Origin of the sequence: Cystobacter fuscus (genome assembly GCF_002305875.1) — a bacterium.
Lineage (GTDB): Bacteria > Myxococcota > Myxococcia > Myxococcales > Myxococcaceae > Cystobacter > Cystobacter fuscus_A.
On the sequence record NZ_CP022098.1, the window covers coordinates 7,985,879 to 8,003,220 of the forward strand.

The 17,342-nt window shown below is 66.6% G+C and carries 12 protein-coding genes; 6 read left to right on the forward strand and 6 right to left on the reverse strand.

The window, feature by feature from the left end; translation table 11 throughout:
* Positions 1–84 precede the first annotated feature (84 nt).
* Complete coding sequence (locus CYFUS_RS32170) at positions 85–1,170, reverse strand: aldo/keto reductase (RefSeq protein WP_095988694.1); 1,086 nt, start codon at positions 1,168–1,170, stop codon at positions 85–87.
* A 92-nt stretch (positions 1,171–1,262) separates the two neighbouring features.
* On the opposite strand from CYFUS_RS32170, the gene CYFUS_RS32175 reads away from it, so the two are divergent.
* A complete protein-coding gene (locus tag CYFUS_RS32175; RefSeq protein ID WP_198316207.1) occupies positions 1,263–1,670 on the forward strand; it encodes a MarR family winged helix-turn-helix transcriptional regulator in 408 nt (135 codons plus the stop codon).
* A gap of 27 nt (positions 1,671–1,697) precedes the next feature.
* Here the strand turns inward: CYFUS_RS32175 and CYFUS_RS32180 are convergent, their stop codons facing one another.
* Entirely contained in the window at positions 1,698–2,165 is a 468-nt protein-coding gene (locus CYFUS_RS32180; protein WP_095992364.1) for a nucleoside deaminase, read from the reverse strand.
* Between the two features lie 207 nt (positions 2,166–2,372).
* Between CYFUS_RS32180 and CYFUS_RS32185 the strand changes: the two genes are divergently transcribed.
* Positions 2,373–3,509, forward strand: coding sequence for a hypothetical protein (locus CYFUS_RS32185; protein WP_095988695.1), 1,137 nt, complete (start codon positions 2,373–2,375; stop codon positions 3,507–3,509).
* Positions 3,510–3,559: 50 nt separating this feature from the next.
* Here the strand turns inward: CYFUS_RS32185 and CYFUS_RS32190 are convergent, their stop codons facing one another.
* Positions 3,560–4,414, reverse strand: a complete 855-nt coding sequence (locus CYFUS_RS32190) for a fatty acid desaturase family protein (RefSeq protein WP_095988696.1) — start codon at positions 4,412–4,414, stop codon at positions 3,560–3,562.
* A gap of 370 nt (positions 4,415–4,784) precedes the next feature.
* On the opposite strand from CYFUS_RS32190, the gene CYFUS_RS32195 reads away from it, so the two are divergent.
* The gene (locus CYFUS_RS32195; protein WP_232536938.1) at positions 4,785–6,797 is read left to right on the forward strand and encodes a neutral/alkaline ceramidase; all 2,013 of its coding nucleotides are present in this window, start codon (positions 4,785–4,787) and stop codon (positions 6,795–6,797) included.
* A gap of 229 nt (positions 6,798–7,026) precedes the next feature.
* A complete protein-coding gene (locus CYFUS_RS32200; RefSeq protein ID WP_095988698.1) occupies positions 7,027–9,264 on the forward strand; it encodes a di-heme oxidoredictase family protein in 2,238 nt (745 codons plus the stop codon).
* A gap of 27 nt (positions 9,265–9,291) precedes the next feature.
* Here the strand turns inward: CYFUS_RS32200 and CYFUS_RS32205 are convergent, their stop codons facing one another.
* Positions 9,292–9,705: a DUF3703 domain-containing protein gene (locus CYFUS_RS32205; protein ID WP_095988699.1), complete on the reverse strand. Its 414-nt coding sequence runs from the start codon at positions 9,703–9,705 to the stop codon at positions 9,292–9,294.
* Positions 9,706–9,929: 224 nt separating this feature from the next.
* Between CYFUS_RS32205 and CYFUS_RS32210 the strand changes: the two genes are divergently transcribed.
* On the forward strand, positions 9,930–13,136 hold the full coding sequence (locus CYFUS_RS32210; protein ID WP_198316209.1) for a protein kinase domain-containing protein: 3,207 nt from the start codon (positions 9,930–9,932) through the stop codon (positions 13,134–13,136).
* Between the two features lie 6 nt (positions 13,137–13,142).
* Here the strand turns inward: CYFUS_RS32210 and CYFUS_RS32215 are convergent, their stop codons facing one another.
* Positions 13,143–14,168: a lipoate--protein ligase gene (locus CYFUS_RS32215; protein ID WP_095988701.1), complete on the reverse strand. Its 1,026-nt coding sequence runs from the start codon at positions 14,166–14,168 to the stop codon at positions 13,143–13,145.
* Between the two features lie 187 nt (positions 14,169–14,355).
* Here CYFUS_RS32215 and CYFUS_RS32220 point away from each other — a divergent pair, with 187 nt between their 5' ends.
* Positions 14,356–16,110 carry an N-acyl-D-amino-acid deacylase family protein gene (locus tag CYFUS_RS32220; RefSeq protein WP_095988702.1) on the forward strand — a complete coding sequence of 585 codons (1,755 nt, stop codon included), beginning with the start codon at positions 14,356–14,358 and terminating at the stop codon, positions 16,108–16,110.
* Here CYFUS_RS32220 and CYFUS_RS32225 read toward each other — a convergent pair.
* Positions 16,104–17,102, reverse strand: a complete 999-nt coding sequence (locus CYFUS_RS32225) for a hypothetical protein (RefSeq protein ID WP_232536939.1) — start codon at positions 17,100–17,102, stop codon at positions 16,104–16,106. The two genes, CYFUS_RS32220 and CYFUS_RS32225, sit on opposite strands and share 7 nt — an antisense overlap.
* Positions 17,103–17,342: the final 240 nt, after the last annotated feature.

Here is a 17,342-nt window from a genome sequence, read left to right on the forward strand (position 1 = left end):
ATACTCCAAGGCCATGGTGCCGCCTGGGCTGGGCGCCAAGGCGGCGGACGGAGTGCGAGCGATACCGAGGCGTGGCGCGGGCCGTCAGTAGGGCTTGTCGCCCTTCTCGATTCCGAAGGCGGACGGGGGCGCGTAGGTGCCGTTCACCGTCGTGCCGCCGTTGTGGATGGCGGGGAAGATTGGCTGCATGTTCTGCGGGAACCCGAACACGGGCTTCGTGAGCGAATCGAGGCGGCCCAGCTCCTCGGCCGTGAGCTTCACGTCCACCCCCTTCACGTTGTCCTCGAGCTGCGCGAGCCGCCGCGCGCCAATGATGGTGGACGTCACGCCCGGCTGCGCCTGCACCCACGCCAGCGCCACGCGCGCCACGGTGCTCTCGTGCGCCCGGGCAATGGCCTCCAGCGCGTCCACGACGGCGTAGGTCCGCTCGTTCAGGAACGGGTCCAGGAACGCCCCCCGATCACCCTTCTGTTGCCCCGCGTTCGCGCGCGTGTACTTGCCACTGAGCGCTCCGCTCTTGAGCGGCGACCAGGGAGTGATGCCCAGGCCGAACTCGCGCGCCATCGGCACGAGCTCCTGCTCCACGGTGCGCTCCAACAGCGAGTACTCAATCTGGAGTCCGATGAACGCCGACCAGCCGCGGAAGCGCGCCAGCATGTTGGCTTCGACGATCTTCCACGCCGGCGTGTCGGAGACGCCCAGGTAGCGCACCTTGCCCGCGCGGACGAGGTCCTCGAGCGCGGCCATCGTCTCCTCGATGGGCGTGTGCACGTCCCAGTTATGCAGCCAGTACAGATCGATGTAGTCCGTCTGCAGGCGGCGCAGCGAGTTCTCGCACGCCGAGATGATGGACTTGCGGCCGGAGCCGCCGCCGTTCGGGTCTCCCGGGTAGAGGTTTCCGCTGAACTTGGTCGCGATGACCAGGCGGTCGCGCCGGGCGGGGTGGCGTCCGACGTGGTCACCGATGATCTTCTCGGAGTGGCTCTTCGTATAGAGGTTCGCCGTATCGATGAAGTTGCCGCCGAGCTCGATGTACCGGTCGATGATCCGCTGGGACTCCTCGACGCTGGACCCCCAGCCGAGGGCTTCACCGAATGTCATCGCACCGAGGCACAGCGGGCTGACGCGAAGGCCCGAGCGGCCGAGCGTCACATAATGATCAAGAGGCATGGAGGGCTCCAGGGGACGTGCTACCGTGGGGAGGCCAGAATGATTCAGCCTTAAACCAATTTAATTTGGAACCATTTTCCGCGCAACGAACCATGTCGAAAATCGACCCGGCGAAGATCTGGTCGCTGAGCTACCGCCTGCTGATGTCGGTGATCTCCCACGTCACCCCGGACGTCGTCACATTGGGGGTGGAGACCAAGGAGTTGTTCGTGCTCGCGGCGCTGGAGGAGCACCCCTACCCCGCGGAGCTGGCGGCGACCCTGAGCATGCCCAAGCCGACGGTGACGGTGTACGTGAAGCGGCTCGAGGCCGCGGGCCTGGTGAGCCGGGAGATCGACGCCGCGGACATGCGGCGCCACCGCCTGCGGCTCACGCCCGCCGGGCGCAAGGTGATGCAACAGGGCATGAAGCTGTTGTCGGACGCGTTCGGCGAGCGGCTCGGCCGCCTGAGCGCCTCGCAGCAGGAGGAGCTGCGGATGTTGCTGGAGAAGATGGGCTGAGGTTGCCTGCCTCCCCGGAGGAAGCCCCTATTTCCAGAAGCCCTCGTGCACCTCATGGGCCTCCGGCAGCGCCACCGGACCCACCACCTCGGTGGGCGCGGAGCCGCGGGCGAAGACGTCGCGGCAGGACATGCGAAGGGTGGGCGCGGAGGAGTCGAGGAACTGGCTCAGCTCCTCGGAGGAGAGCGCGAAGACGACCCGCCGCACACCGCCCCAGAAGATGGCACCCGCGCACATGGCGCAGGGCTCGGTACTGGCGTAGAGGGTGGAGCCAGCGAGTTCCTCGGGACGATATCGCCGGGTCGCCTCGCCCATGAGGTTGGACTCCGCGTGGCCGGTGCAGTCCCCCGTCGTTCCCTGGGTGTTCTCTCCCTCCAGCAGGACGCGTCCCCTCGCGTCCACCAGCACCGAGCCGAAGGGGTGGTTTCCCCGAGCCCGGGCCCGTCTTGCGAGGTCGATGGCGTGCACCAGGTGCTGCTTGTCATCCGGTCGCATGTGTCCCTCGTTGTCCATGTGCATGAGCAGGGTAGCGCGGCGGGGAGCCGGTCGACATCGGCAGATGTGGCGTAGTGCGTCGTGCAACAGAGGGCCGCTGGCGGGTGCCGCCGAGCCGTGCCCCAGGCCAGTGGACTGGCCGTGCGGCTCCCGTTGGGGCCCACGCCTGCAAGCGGTTGCTGTCCTGCATCGGAGCGTGTACCGTGAATGACCTTGGGTTTCACTGACCAGAGAGTTGCAATGTCGATAGCCGATGACCTTGTCGACCATGTGATCGAGTCACACCAAAGCACGGACGAGACAAACAAGAGGTTGCGGGATCTGACGGCTGGGATGGGGATGTTCTTTGCGTCCGGGACCGCCAAACGGCTCCTGAAAAGCTCAGAGACAGAGGCGGTATGGAAAAACTACGTCACCGACAAAGGCGAGCCCATCGCCAACGTGCGCATCGCGACGATCGACCTGAACTCGATCTTCGAGCGGCAGGTGCTCTTTCTGAAGCAGACCAGCTCCGACCCACGTGCGCAGGACGGCTCGTCCGGCAATAGAGCTGGTTCAGAGAGCCCTCCCATCCTGAGATTCTACCCCCATCTCATCGGTTGGGTGGTCCAGTACCTGGAACGGCTCCTGACGACGGAATTGGCTCCATTGGCGGCAATCGCCAAAGCCGCGGCTGATTCGAGCAATGACGCTGGCAGTCGCAGAGCCATCATCAGCCTCGACTATTACTCGGACCGGTCGACGACCACGAGCGTGCTGCACAAGGACACGACTGGAATCACGCTGTTCGTCGCACTTCACTACATCAATCCGGAACCGATGTTGGGTCCCGAGTACATCTTCGACAAGTGGCCCATCGGCTCGACCGAAGGTGCCAAACACAACTTCAGCCCCTACGACAAGGGCAGTAACGGGGGAGAGGACGTGCGATTCCACGCCCCGTGGACGAAATCCAGGGGACACTACTACTGGCCGAGAAAACTCCTGGAAGAACTCGAGGAGGCGAGAGCCCAACTCCCGGACGACTCGACTCTTCACCACGTGGATCTCAGCCCGTATGGGCTTGTTTCATTCGTCGACGAGCTGATCTACCACGCCACCCCACTCAACCGGACCCGGCTCGAATCAGACAAGGACAAGCTCTTCCGGGACGTTACATTCTCCAGCCGGAAATACAAAGTCCTCCCACAGGGGCTCACCAGAACCGTCAGTATGAAGCTCAAACAGGGAGAAACGCTTACCAGCCTCACCGGAGGCTCGACCAAGCGCTGCTTCATCAGACTCTGGATCTCAGTCTGCGACGCATCCTGGTACAATCCGGTGTATACATATACTCGCGGTTAGTACCAGGTGTGTGTCATCGAGCTGTTCTCGCGGGGCACTGATGCAACCCTTCAGTCGCCCTCTCCGGCGGTCAGGGGAAGGGACCCGGATGAGAGAGAGAGGGAGCGGTAGGTATCCAGGAAGCCGTGACAGATATCACCCTGCCCCGGGAACAGGGCCTCGGTCGCTTTCGGAAGCAGGTACCAGGGAATCGTTGGGTAGTGGTGGTGGGTATAGTGAAAACCGTTATTGTGATGCAGGAAGTTGGTGATCGGGCTGAGGTTGGAGCGGATCCCGGTGCGGGTCCGGTAGTGGTCGGTGATCTCCGACCAATATAGATAACTTTGACACGACCAGAAGAAGGGGATCAGCCAGTAAAGCACCAGCAGGTGGAGTACCCCGAGCGCGGCGCAGATCAGCAAGACCACGGCCCAGAAGGCGACGATCTTGCGCCCCTCCTTCCAGGGCCGCAGGGACAACACGCCGCAGTAGTACGCCCCGGCGAAACCAAGTACGGGACGGACGAACCAGATCCAAAACATGTTGACGCCGGGCCTGTCGAGGCCGAGCGCCCGGTAGTCCGCCACCAGCTGGTCCTCCGGCATTCCGAGGCGGCGGTGGTGCACCAGGTGCTCCGCGCGCATCTGCGCGACGGTACAGAAGAACGGGAGGCCGTAAAGGAACTCCAGCCGGTCGTTCCAACTGCGCTTCCGGAAGAGGTTGTAGTGCGACGCCTCGTGGAGCAGGGCCTCGCTGAGGGCGAATTGGAAGGCGCCGATCAACCAGGCCGCCACCGGGTAGAGGTACCAACGATCCAACCAGAGGGCGACCGTGATGACAGCGGCGATAGCGGCCCAGTCTCGGCCGATGGCCAGGAAGCCACGGAGGTTGCTGCGCTGGACGAACTGCTGGGGTGTGCTGGACACGAACGGACCTCTCGAAAATGACCCGCCTTCGGCAATCCTTCAGGGGACTCTAGCACCAAGTGGCCCACGCGGCGCCTGAACGCAGTGGGCCCGCCCCGTCCGACCTCGAGCCCGGACTGTTCAGCATCGGGCACGATGTTGAATTGTAGGCATTCCCGGGAACCACATGACTGGTACATTGCCTGCCGCTTTTGTTTGTTTTTCAGGAACAGATGGGAGGATATTCATGCGAACGATCATGACCAGAATCCATCGGATTCTTTCCTTGCTGCTCTGGGGAAGCATCCTCTGTGTCCCCGGGTGTCTGGACAGCGCCCGGGACAACGGCGCGTCGCCGGAAGGGACGGTACAGCTCCGGAGCGAGCAGGGCATGAGCGGTGTGACCGCTCAAGCCGGTGGCAACGTCTTCCTCATCGGAAGCGGCATCTATGACATCACCGGCCCGGCCGGAGAGATCACGATGATGGGCTTCGCCGTATCGGAACAGAAGACCGCCGGCATCCACATGAGGCTGCGGTCACGGGCGTTCGTCATCGGAGACGGTGCCAGGCGGGTCGTCTTCGTCAGCGCCGATCTGGGCCAGCTCTTCCAGATGGTCAAACTCAAAGTGAGTGAGAAGATCGCGGCCAATGCCGAGCTCGCGCCGTATTACAACACGAAGAACGTCCTCCTGTCGGCGACGCATACCCACAGCGGCCCCGGGGGTTACTCAGGGTATTTCCTGTATGACGCGACCGTCAACGGCTTCGTGAAACAGAATTTCGACGCCATCGTGGACGGCATCTACCAGTCCATCCTGCGTGCCCATCACAACGTGAAGCCCGGCAGGATCCTCGTCAACGAAGGAACGATCGAGGGCGTCGGCGGGAACCGCGCGGTGGAAGCCTACAACAACAACCCCGCGGCGGAGCGGGCCCGGTATGACGGCCTCACGGACAAGACCATGACGCTCCTGAAGCTCGTCGGCCTCGATGGCGAGGAGATCGGCATGGTGAACTGGTACGCGGTGCATCCGGACAGCATCGGCCCCGAAAACAAGTTGATCAGCGGCGACAACAAGGGCTGGGCGTCGTACCTCTTCGAGAAGGACAAGGGGGCGGATTACCTGGCCTCCAAGACGTTCGTGGCCGCGTTCGCCCAGGCCAACGCTGGCGACGTGACGCCGAACATCGGGTTCGGCCAGGCGCCCCCCGATTTGACGTTCGAAAAGAACAAGAGCCTGGAGAACGCCACCCTCAAGCAATACAACAAGGCGAAAGAGCTTTACGACGGCGCGACGAGGGAGCTGACCGGCTCGGTGGATTTCCGTCACGAGTGGGTGGACATGCGGACGCTCTACGTCGCTTCCGCGGGAACCACGACTTGCGCGGCCGGCATGGGGGCTTCCTTCTCGGCCGGCAGCCCATATGACAATCCGAGCCCCTCGCCACTCTTCCCGAACGGGACCACGGTGGACAGCGTGCAGTGGAGCGAGGGCTCCGGCAAGGCGGCGCTCTTCCAACTGCTGGGCGGCGTCTTCGCCTTCGCCTGGCCGGCGACCACCGACGCGGCGTACAAGCAGTGCCATGCGGAAAAACCGGTGCTGATACCGACCGGCGTGGCGGGCCTCAACATCAACGGTCCGACCATGACCCCGCAGATCATGCCCCTCCAGGTCTTGAAAATCGGAAACCTGGCCATCGTCGCCGTCCCCACCGAGGTAACCACCATGTCGGGCCGCCGCCTGGAGAACACGGTGAAGACGGAGCTCGCGAGCGTCGGCGTCGATACGGCGGTCATCGCCGGGCTCTCCAACTCGTACGCGTCCTACCTGGCCACCCGGGAGGAGTACGCCCTGCAGTGGTATGAGGGAGCCTGCACGCAGTTCGGCCCGAACGAGCTGGCCGCCTTCCAGCAGGAGTATGCCAGGCTCAGCAAGGCCATCGTCAACGGCACCGACGTCGCGGCCGGCCCCACGCCCGAGGACGTGACGGGCCAGACGGTCGATCTGACCCCGAAGGTGGTGCTGGACGACAAGCCGCTCGACAAGGACTTCGGGAGCGTGATCACCCAGCCGGCCGCGAGCTATGCGAGGGGAAGCCTGGTGACCGTGCAGTACTGGGGCGGACATCCGAACAACAATCTCCAGACACAGGGCTCGTTCCTGGCGGTCGAGAAACGGGTGAACGACACCTGGGTCGCGATCGCGTGGGACTGGGATCCGGAAACGACCTACCGATGGGAACGCAACGGCATCTCCTACTCCAAGATCACCATCACCTGGGACACGAAGAACGCCGCGGCCGGCACCTACCGCATCCGCCACAAGGGCCACTGGAAGTCTGGATGGACCGGGCAGATCAGCCCCTATGAAGGGGTTTCAGCGCCATTCACGGTGTTGTAAGCGCCGATCACGCCTGCCTGGGGATTCCAGCCGGGGACGTGCCCCTCCGACGACAGCGGCCCTCCCCGGCTCCTCCCCAAGCCAGGCCAGGTGTATGCAGGAATGCATAGTGAACATGCGAATCTGAATTACTTCGCTTACAAGAAGTGCTTGTTTTCCTGGCTTGCCGATCGGTAAAAGGAAAATGAGCAGCGCCGATGCATTCCATTGGAGTTGAGGAGAAAATGAAATGAAGACCCGCGCCTCATCCGCTGGGAGAGAGAGACATCTCGCGCAGCCATCTCCGGCCGCCGCCCTGCCCGCGTTGTTCGCGGCCATGCTGTCCCTCACCGCGTGCGGCGGCGCCGCGGACTCGAAGACCAGCGACGCCCCGTCGCCGGCGTCCGAGGCCGCGCCGGAGGCCACTCCCGTGCCCGTGCCCATCCCCGGGCTGGGCGCCACGGACTATGTCCCGCTCTACGCCGTCGGCACGCCGGTGACCGAGCAGATCCAGTACACCGAAGCCGACGGAACCCTGGTCACCCTGGCGGGCTTCCGTCCGACCAACCGGCATGCCCGCGAGCGAGGTGAACCCTGGTTCGATCCCGTCGATGTCGGCCCGGGCAGATACTTCGACTTCCCGACGTGGTACTTCCAGAACCGGACCTTCGGTCTCATGATCCGTGATCAGGTCCCCGCCGGGCGTTCGCGCATCGAGATCTCCCTGCGCGTGAACGATGGGACCTTCATCAACACGGGCCTCAGTGCGTTCCGCCGCGATGATCCCAACGTCGGGGAGTACGGCTGGAAGATGAACGTCGGCTTCCAGAATCCCAAGGAGGGAAACACGAACACCTGCCACGCGACCTCGGCGCGGGAAGACTGCATGGTCGTGATCACCGACAACTGGCGCGCCCCCAAGCCCGGCACCCCATTCAAGCCAGGTGACGTGATCGAGCTGGCCCCCGCGCCGTTCCTCCCGCATACGGCCGACAACAAGGCCATCATCGATGGCGGAGGCAGCCGCTACTATTCCTTCGAGAACCTGTACCAGGTGGGCGTGGGCATCCGCGCGTGGTATGGCGTTGCCCCCCTCCTCGACTCCGTCCCCCTGCCCGACAGCACCCTGTTGGGTGGCGAGGCCAGCGTCTCCTACAACTATTCCGAGGAGCCGCATCGGGCGTTCCAGCAGATGGCCAACAACATCGGCATCGCCGATACTAGGCGCTTCGTCGAGGGGCGGCGGCTGTTCCACACCTCGTTCGTCGACGGGAAGCACTCCGAGAGCCCGGACATCAACCCCGCGTTCACCCAGCACGCCAATCAGTTGGGGCCTCGTTACAACAACACCCGGTGCATCGAGTGCCACACGCTCAACGGGCGCGGCAAGGTTCCCACGCCAGGCAGCACGCTGGACACCATGACCATCGAGACCGCCGCGGCGAGCTCCACCTCGGGGATCACTCCGGATCCCACCTACGGCATCAACGTGCAGCAGCGGGCCCAGGCCGTGGGCGCGCCCGACTACTCGGTCTCCGTGAAGTCGTACGAGAAGACCACGCGCACCCTGCCCGATGGCGAGACGGTCGAATTGCAGAAGCCCGTCTACGCCTTCAAGGGGCCCGTGCCCGCGCAATACTCCATCCGGCAGGCGCCCCAGGTCGTTGGCCTGGGCCTGCTCGAGGCCGTGGATGAATCGACGATTCTGGCCCTGGCCGACCCGAATGATGCGAACGGCGATGGCGTGAAGGGTGTGCCCAACTGGGCCATCAACCCGGAGAACGGCAAGCGGCACCTCGGCCGGTTTGGTTGGAAGGCGGGCAAGGCCAGCCTGCGCCATCAGTCGGGCTCCGCGCTCCTCAAGGACCTGGGAGTCACCTCCCCCGTCTACAAGTCACTCGACTGCCAGAAGGGCGTGGCCAATTGCAATGCGTCGACCGCGGCGACGTCCATCTCCGAGACGGAGATCGATCGGCTCGCCTCCTACCTCTCGTTGCTCGGGGTCCCGGCCCAGCGCAGCCTGCGCAGCGGCTACCCCGACGGGATGCGCGTCGCGCCCGAGCATGACGTGGACCCCACGCAGATCAGCCGCGGCGCCACCTTGTTCGCCCAGGCGCAGTGTGGGACCTGCCACACCCCGCAGCTGAAGACCGGCGCGAACCATCCGTTCGCCGAGCTGCGCAACCAGACCATTCATCCGTACACCAACCTGATGCTCCACGACATGGGGCCGGAGATGGCCGATACGCTGACCGAAGGTCAGGCCGGACCGGGCATGTGGCGCACCGCCCCGCTCTGGGGGATTGGTTCGCTCAAGTACGTCCAGGGGGGCGCGCAGAACGTGCGCTACCTGCATGATGGGCGTGCGCGCACGCTGCTGGAGGCCATCGCCTGGCACGGTGGCGAGGCAACCAACAGCCGCAACAAGTTCGAGGCGCTGAGCAAGGCCGATCGGACCGCGGTGCTGGCGTTCCTGGAGTCGCTCTGAGCCAGGCTCACGGCTCGCGGTGCTGATTCAAACCGCCGGGGGCTCTGGTGCGCCCCCAGTGGGACCCGTCCCTGGCGGAAGGGTGTTGTCTGGACTCGTTTCGAGAAGGACTCGCAGGTCCTCGGGAATCGGCATGGGGGTGAGAATGCCCACGTTGGAGCCCCCCGTGTTGCCGAGCGGTGCCCGACCGAGCCACGAGCCCGGCCCCGCCACCAGGATTCTCGCGAGCTGTCCGAGCAGCTCGCGCACATCTCCGCGCCGCCACCCGAAGGCGAACATGCGGCCATGCACCCGGACATGGGGCCCGGCATACGCCTGACTCAAGATGTGGGCCCGCTCCAGGTGACGCCAGGCGCGCGCCAATCCACCGTCCCGCTCCGCCTCGGCCGCCTGGCGCAACTCGGCCTCGAACGCGGCACGCAGCTTCGACTCCATCGGCATGACTTCCCTCCTCCGCGACCACGCTACCCGCTGGCGAGGGAAGGGTCAGTACGCGCTGACACCTTCCTGAAGCCTTCCCGAGAGATGTTTGACACCTTCTCGACCCGGACACCTTTCATGTTTTTCCGGGAGGACGGGAATGGATGGCGAGATCCGCTTCCACTTCCGTGAAAGCGCATCCGCTACACTCCGCGCGGAACTGTTCGTCATCGGGGCCGCACGTCATGAGTCTTCGCTCGCCCAGTGCCCAAAAAGACCCCCTGCCCGGAGAGTTCTCTGAGGACAAGGACATCACGTGCACGGTTCCCAGTGGCCACGCCTCTTCCTCACGGCGGCTCGCCGAGGGTGAGCTGATCGCGGGCCGCTACCGGATCCTTCGCTTCGTGGACGAAGGGGGCATGGGCGCGGTCTACGCGGTGGAAGACCTGTCGTTGCAGGAGCGTGTGGCCCTCAAGGTCATCCACGCCAGGGGGGCCTCCGCTCCGCAGATGATCAAGCGCTTCAAGCGCGAGCTGCGTCTGGCACGCCGCGTGACGCACCCCAACGTGTGCAGGGTGTTCGACCTGGGCGAGCACACCCTGGGCACGGAGCCCGAGGCCGCCGCGTCCGCGTTCACGTTCCTCACCATGGAGTTCCTGGAAGGTGAAACCCTCAAGGAGTGCCTGACACATCACGGGCGGCTGACTCCCGAGAAGCTGCTGCCCCTGGCCGAGCAGATGGCGGCGGCACTCGATGCCGCGCATGCCGCGCAGGTCATCCACCGCGACTTCAAGAGCAGCAACGTGATGCTGGTGCCCACCGCCTGCGGAGGCTCGCGCGCGGTGGTGACGGACTTCGGCCTGGCGTGCGGCGAGGGGCTCGACGACGACATCGCGACGCAGGAGGGCACCGTGATGGGGACCCTCTGCTACATGTCCCCCGAACAGGTCGAAGGCCGGAGCCTGACACCCGCCTCCGATCTCTACTCCTTCGGGGTGGTGCTCTTCGAAATGGCGACGGGCCAGCTTCCCTTCCAGGGGAACACGCCCATGATCGTCGCCGTCAAGCGCCTCTTCGAGCCACCTCCCTCGCCCCGCCACCTCGTTCCCGGGCTGTCCGCCGCCTGGGAGGCGGCCCTGCTGCGCGGACTGGCCCGTCAGCCCCAGGAGCGCTTCACCACGGCGGGTGAGTTCGTCGAGGCCCTCCGGGGCGCCACCCCCTCCCGCGCCCTCGAGCACCCGCTGGCCCTCCCCCACCCGGAGAAGCTCCCGGCCGTCGAGCCCGCCCCGGTGATGACCTTCCCGGGGAGCTCCACGGCGGCGCGGCGCGTGGTGGCCGTGCTCGCCCCGCGCAACCTCTCCGGCCAGGCCTCCTCGGCGTGGCTCTCCACGGCCCTGGCGGAGATGCTGTCGGCGGAGCTGACCGCGGGCAGCCAGGTGCGCCTGCTGTCGGGAGAGAGCGTGGACCGGATGTGCCGGGAGCTCTCCCTGCCCGTGGTGGACAACCTGGCCCCGGACACGCTCCAGCGCATCCGCGCCCACTCGGGCGTGGAGCTGGTGCTCACGGGCTCCTACCTCGTGTTGGGGGCGGCGGACTCCGCGGGGATCCGGCTCAACCTGCGCCTGCAGGAGACCGCCACGGGGGAGACGGCGGTGCTGCTGACCCAGACCGGGATGGAGCGCGAGCTGCTGTCCATCGTCCTGGGACTGGGGGCCCGGCTGCGCGAGCGGCTGGGCATCGGACCCCTGACGGACGAGCAGGTGCGCCGGGTGCGCGGCGCCATGCCCGCCCATCCCGACGCCGCGCGCCTCTACGCCGAGGGGCTGCTCGCGCTGCGCAACCATGAAGCCCCACTGGCCGTGGAGCGGCTCGAGCGCGTGGTGGCGCTGGAGCCGAACTTCGCCCCCGGCCACTCCGCGCTCGCCACCGCCTTCAAGCACTTCTTCCTCGAGACACGCGCCCGGGCCTCCGCGCGCCGGGCCTTCGAGCTGTCCGAGGGCCTGCCGCGCGAGGAGCGGCTGCTGGTGGTGGCACGCCACCACGAGATGCATGCCGAGTGGACGCTCGCCATCGAGGCCTACCGCACGCTCTTCGAGTTCTTCCCCGACAACGTGGAGTACGGCACGGCGCTCGTCGGAGCACAGGCCTCCGCGGGCCTGACGCGCGAGGCGCTGAGCACCCTCGAGGCGTTGCAGCGGCCGCCGGTGGGAGAGGATGCGCGCATCGATCTGGTGGCGGCGACGGCCACGGCCCAGGCAGGTGACTTCCAGGCCTCGAGGCGGCACGCCGAGCGGGCGGTGGCCCGGGCTCGCCGGGCCGGCCAGGAACTCCTCGTCGCCTCCGCGCTGCTCGCCCAGGCCTTCGCCATGCGCAACCTCGGCGAGCATGTGCAGGCCCTCGCGCACCTGGAGGAATCCGTGCGGCTGTCGCTCGCCAAGGGGGATCGGGGCGGGGCGGCCCGGGGCATCATCGCGCGCTCCATCGTGCTCTGCGATCTGGGGCGGATGCACGATGCCCGGAGCTCCTTCGCCACCGCGCTGCGCGTGGCCCGGGAGCTGCAGAATCGGGTCCTCGAGGCCGAGGCCCTGGGCAATGCCGCGTGGCTGAGCTGCAACCTGGGAGACCTGAAGGTGGCGCTCAAGCACACGCGCCGGGTGAAGGAGATGTTCCGCCGGCTGGAGATGCGCGCCGAGGAGGCCGCCTACGACGTGCAGCTGGGCATGGTGCTGCGGCGGCACGGCGACCTGGACGAGGCCCAGCGGCTGCTCGAGCAGGCGAGGCAGGTGCAGAACATCGTCTTCGGCGACGAGTACACGGAGGCGTGGGCGAGCTACGAGCTGGGCCTGCTCTACCTGGACCGGGGCGAGCTGACCCTGGCCCGGCGGTGGTTGGAACGAGCCCTGGTGCTGCGCCAGGCCCAGGGCATGCGGCTCTTCATCGCCGAGACGGTGCTGGCCCTCGCGGGGCTGGAACTGGACTCGAGGCGGCCCCTGGTGGCCCTGGCGCAGGCCGAGCGCGCTTGCGCGCTCTACGCGGAGCAGCGGCATCTGACCATGCAGGGACGGGCCCAGGCGGTGCGGGCCCAGGCCCTGCTGGCGGGTGGCGAGCCCCAGCGGGCCCGCGAGGCGCTCGCCCGGGCCCGGGAGCTGACGGCGCACAACGAGCACGTGCTCATCACCTCGGAGGTGGTGCTCACCGAGGCGCGGGTGGCGCTGCGCACGGGGACGCCCGAGGAACGACAGGCCGCGGCCCGGGAGCTTCACGCGCTCGGCCTCCAGGCGGCCCGGGGAGAGATGCTGGGCGTGCGGTTGGAGGTGCGGCTGCTCCAGGCGGAGCTGGCGCTCGTGGGCGGAGAGACCAGGGCCACCGCCGAGCTGAGAAGCCTCGAGGCGGAGGCGGGCCGGCTTGGCTACCGCGCCCTGGCCCTCAAGGCGGGAGCGGCCCTCGAGTGACGGCCCTCACACCTCCACCTGGGTCATGAGCCACGCCTCGAACTCGCCCAGCTCCCGCTCCAGGGCCGGGTAGCGGGCCTTGACCCCGGCCACGGCACGCACCACCCCGGCCCGGCTGTAGGGCGTGCCCACCAGTGCGTCCTGGAGCTCCTGCACCGGCTCGGAGTGGAGCGCGTCCGAGAACACCTGGGCGCGGCGGACATGGCCGTTCTCGGCGTCCAGGTGCACATGGAAGAATCCCCAGGAGAGGTACTCGGCCATCTGGTGGTGGAACTGAGGAGCGTTGCCAAAGCGCCAGTCCCAGGAGGAGAAGCGCTCGAACGTCTCCGCGAGCGAGGGCTGGCTCTCCAGGAAGGCCTGGTCCAACAGCTCGGGCTCGGCCGTGGCGCCGTGGTGCTCCTGGAAGGCGGAAATCAGCGCCTGCACGAGGGACTCGTGGGTCACCTCCGGCTGGTGGTCGGTGATGTTCATCACCCGGGCACGCACGGACGCGTGGCCCTTGGACTCGAGCTTCTTGGGGTGGGGCGTGAGGTAGTTGGACAGACGCGAGAGGTTCGTGGAGATGAGGAAGGTGCCGTGGTGGAAGGCCCGCTCGCGCGTCTCCCGGTACGCGCTGCCGCTGATCTTCCGCGGCCCGTCCGGCAGGGGAATCACCAGATCGTTGCGCCCCGCGGACTCCGCCACCACGCCGAGCCGCTTCAACGCCTCCAGGAGGATGGTCACGTTCGTGGCCTTGTCGTAGCCCTCCCGGGAGGACAAGAAGGTGAAGCACGTGTTGCCCAGATCGTGAAACACCGCGCCTCCGCCACTGGTCCTCCGCGCCAGGAAGACCTGGTCCTCCTCCATGCGCGTCAGGTTGCACTCGGACCAGGGGTTCTGGTTGCGGCCGATGACGACCGTCTCGGCGTTGCGCCAGAGAAAGAGCGTGCGCGTGCGAGTGTCCATCTCACGGAAGATCCAGTCCTCCGTGGCGAGGTTGAACCAGGGGTTGAACGTCTGGGACAGGAGGATGCGGACAGGCACTGGGGACATACCCGCGAGGCTACCGCGAGCCCCGGCCTGGCCGCCCGGCCCGCGCGCGTCAATCGTCGTGAGGATCACGCGGATCGTAATCGTCCGCATCCACTTGAAAACCATGCCCCGGAGGGCCCGATGAGCCTTGGGCCTTCGCCCCCGAGGGCCGCTAGGCTCGGGGACGTTCCTGTCACGGGAGAGCCCCATGTCCGCTTCGCCATACGAACTCGTCATCGCCAATGGACTCTTCTTCGACGGGCGAGGCAGCCCTCCGCAGGTGCGGCACCTGGGCATCCGCGACGGGCGGGTGGCGGCGCTCGACGAAGCTCCCCTGCCCCACGGGCCCGGCACGCGTGTCATCGACGCCACCGGCCGCTGGGTGATGCCCGGCTTCATCGATCTGCACACCCACTACGACGCCGAGGTGGAGCTGGCCCCCTCGCTCTCCGAGTCCGTGCGGCATGGCGTCACCTCGGTGATGGTGGGGAGCTGCTCGCTCAGCCTCGCGGTGGGCACACCCGAGGACCTCGCCGACCAGTTCTGCCGCGTGGAGGCCATCCCCTACGACACGGTGCGCGCGCTGCTGGAGCGCCACAAGGACTGGGATTCGCTCGGCGGATACCTCTCACACCTGGACGGGCTGCCGCTGGGACCCAACGTGGGCTCCTTCATGGGCCACTCGGCCCTCCGGGCGCACGTGATGGGCCTGGAGCGCAGCCTGGACGAGCGGGTGAAGCCCTCGGCGGACGAGCTGGGCCGGATGGAGGCCCTGCTGCACGAGGGGCTCGACGCGGGCTACGCCGGCCTCTCCATCATGACGCTGCCGTGGGACAAGATTGGCGGCAGCCGCGACATCCGCAGCCGTCCCCTCCCCTCCACCTTCGCGAGCTGGTCCGAGTACCGCCGCTTCACGCGCATCCTCCGGGAGCGGCGGCGTGTCTTCCAGGGCGTGCCCGACATCACCACCAAGGTGAACGTGCTGCTCTTCCTGTGGGAGAGCATGGGGCTGTTCCGCCAGCCGTTGAAGACGACGGTCATCTCCATGATGGACACCCGCGCCAACCGGGGCATCCACTGGCAGATTGGCCTGCTGTCGCGCTTCTTCAACCGGGTGCTGAAGGCGGACTTCCGCTGGCAGGCGCTGCCGGAGATCTTCGATCTGTGGTCGGACGGGATCGATCTCGTGGTCTTCGAGGAGTTCGGCGCGGGAGCGGCGGCGCTGCACCTGCAGGAAGCAGCCGAGCGCAGGCGGCTGCTGGAGGATCCGGCGTATCGCGCCCGCTTCAAGCGGCAGTGGAAGAGCAGGCTGCTGCCCAAGGTGTTCCACCGGGACTTCAACCAGTCCGAGGTGCTGAAGGCGCCAGACCCCACCCTGGTGGGGCGCTCGTTCGCGGACATCGCCCGCGAGCGGGGACAGGACGTGGTGGACACCTTCCTGGATCTCGTGGCGCGCCATGGCCCGGAGCTGCGCTGGTACACGGTGATGGGCAATGATCGGCCGCGCGCGCTGGAGTCCATCGTGAGCCACCCGGACGTGCTCATCGGCTTCTCGGACGCGGGGGCGCACCTGCGCAACATGGCGCACTACAACTTCCCATTGCGGATGCTGCGGCTGGTGCGCGAGGCGGACAAGCGCGGGGAGCCGGTGATGCCGGTGGAGCGCGCGGTGCACCGGCTCACGGGGGAGATCGCCGACTGGCTGGGGCTGGACGCGGGGACGCTCGAGCCGGGCCGGCGGGCGGACGTGGTGGTGCTGGACCCGGAGCGGCTCGGCGCCGAGCTGGACACGCCCCGCGAGTCCCCGGTGGAGGGCTTCGATGGTTTCGTGCGGCTGGTGAACCAGAACGGGGGCGCGGTGGAGACGGTGCTCATCAACGGTCGGCTCGCGGTGCACGGCGGCGTGCCCATGCCCGAGCTGGGCCGGGAGCGCGGCTTCGGGCGCGTGCTGCGGATTCAATGAGCGGACCGTTCGGACAGCAACCGCACGTTGAGCGCGGCGTTTCCGAAGAACTGGGTGTTCCAGCCGACCGCGTGGGTCTCGAGCCGGAGCTGAAGAGCGGCGTCGTAACGGCCGAGCTTCATGAAGCCATCGTTGAACCAGCCATCGCCCTTGCCCGAGCCGTCAACGAATTGAGCGTACTGGCCAGCTGAAGGCCAGATGATGGAGTCGAGCGTCACGCGGAGGGCGCGCACGTCCCCATCCGTCCATTCCATTCCCGCCTCATGCGCCTCGACGATGTACGCCACCACGCCGTTGCCGTGGGACACGTCCTGGCCAGGGCCGGAGTGGATACCCCACTCGTCGCTCCAGAAAGAGGCCTCCGGGTTGAGAGGACTGACGCCCATTTGCGCACGCAGGGACGAAGCGATGTTGTCGAACACCTCCAGGTAGCGCGTCTTGCGTGCCGCGTCAGGAGTCATGAGCGCCAGGTCCATCGCGATGGAGGCCCAGTGCGAGGCCATGTGCGTGTTTTCCCGGTAGATGTAGGCATCCGCCCCGCGTTGAAACCACTTCTCGAAGATGTGTATCTCCGAGAACTCCAGCAGACGCTGGTATTGCTTGCGGTACTTGCCTTTGTTGTAGAGCGCGGGTGTCTCTCGGATGACGCGCAGCAGGCGGGTCACGTAGCGCCAGCAATAGCTCTCGTACAGCGGCACTTCCAACCCCAGGTTCTCCGGATCCCCGGAGGACCAGCCTCTGGACAGGTCCACGAATTGACGGCCCTCGAGCGACCAGGAGTCCCGGGCCGTGTCGACCATGTTGTCGACGTAGAGCAGGGCCCGGTCGAGGTATCGAACCTTCCCCGTGGCCCGGTACATGGCGGTGTTGCCATCGATGCCATAGGCGAGGCTGTAGAATTGCCAGCTGTCGCGCGAGGTGCTCGCGGGCAGGAAGCTCTCCGCATGCTCGACGTCCCAATGGGAGAGAAACTCCTTTTCCCAGTCATCCACGGATTGGAGCCCGGGAGGAGTTGGCAGGGGTTCGAAGCCCTGATCAGGCTCATCCTGAGAGTCACAAGCCACTCCGGCCAGGAGCAAGAGGAACACGAGCGCGCATCCGCGCGGACCACGGTGGATTCGACGGCAGGAGTTCAACATGAAGGGAGCCCTGGGTGGAGGAACCGACCACATACCAGGACAGGTACTTAAACGAAGCACCGCGTGCGCTCATGACCCACCACGACATGTGTG

What these genes read in the sequence shown, in the direction of transcription:
- CYFUS_RS32210 (WP_198316209.1), top strand. Translation starts at nt 9,930, where the DNA reads ATGAGTCTTCGCTCGCCCAGTGCCCAAAAAGACCCCCTGCCCGGAGAG.
- CYFUS_RS32205 (WP_095988699.1), bottom strand. Translation starts at nt 9,705, where the DNA reads ATGCCGATGGAGTCGAAGCTGCGTGCCGCGTTCGAGGCCGAGTTGCGC.
- CYFUS_RS32220 (WP_095988702.1), top strand. Translation starts at nt 14,356, where the DNA reads ATGTCCGCTTCGCCATACGAACTCGTCATCGCCAATGGACTCTTCTTC.
- CYFUS_RS32180 (WP_095992364.1), bottom strand. Translation starts at nt 2,165, where the DNA reads ATGCGACCGGATGACAAGCAGCACCTGGTGCACGCCATCGACCTCGCA.
- CYFUS_RS32200 (WP_095988698.1), top strand. Translation starts at nt 7,027, where the DNA reads ATGAAGACCCGCGCCTCATCCGCTGGGAGAGAGAGACATCTCGCGCAG.
- CYFUS_RS32170 (WP_095988694.1), bottom strand. Translation starts at nt 1,170, where the DNA reads ATGCCTCTTGATCATTATGTGACGCTCGGCCGCTCGGGCCTTCGCGTC.
- CYFUS_RS32185 (WP_095988695.1), top strand. Translation starts at nt 2,373, where the DNA reads ATGACCTTGGGTTTCACTGACCAGAGAGTTGCAATGTCGATAGCCGAT.
- CYFUS_RS32215 (WP_095988701.1), bottom strand. Translation starts at nt 14,168, where the DNA reads ATGTCCCCAGTGCCTGTCCGCATCCTCCTGTCCCAGACGTTCAACCCC.
- CYFUS_RS32175 (WP_198316207.1), top strand. Translation starts at nt 1,263, where the DNA reads ATGTCGAAAATCGACCCGGCGAAGATCTGGTCGCTGAGCTACCGCCTG.
- CYFUS_RS32195 (WP_232536938.1), top strand. Translation starts at nt 4,785, where the DNA reads ATGAGCGGTGTGACCGCTCAAGCCGGTGGCAACGTCTTCCTCATCGGA.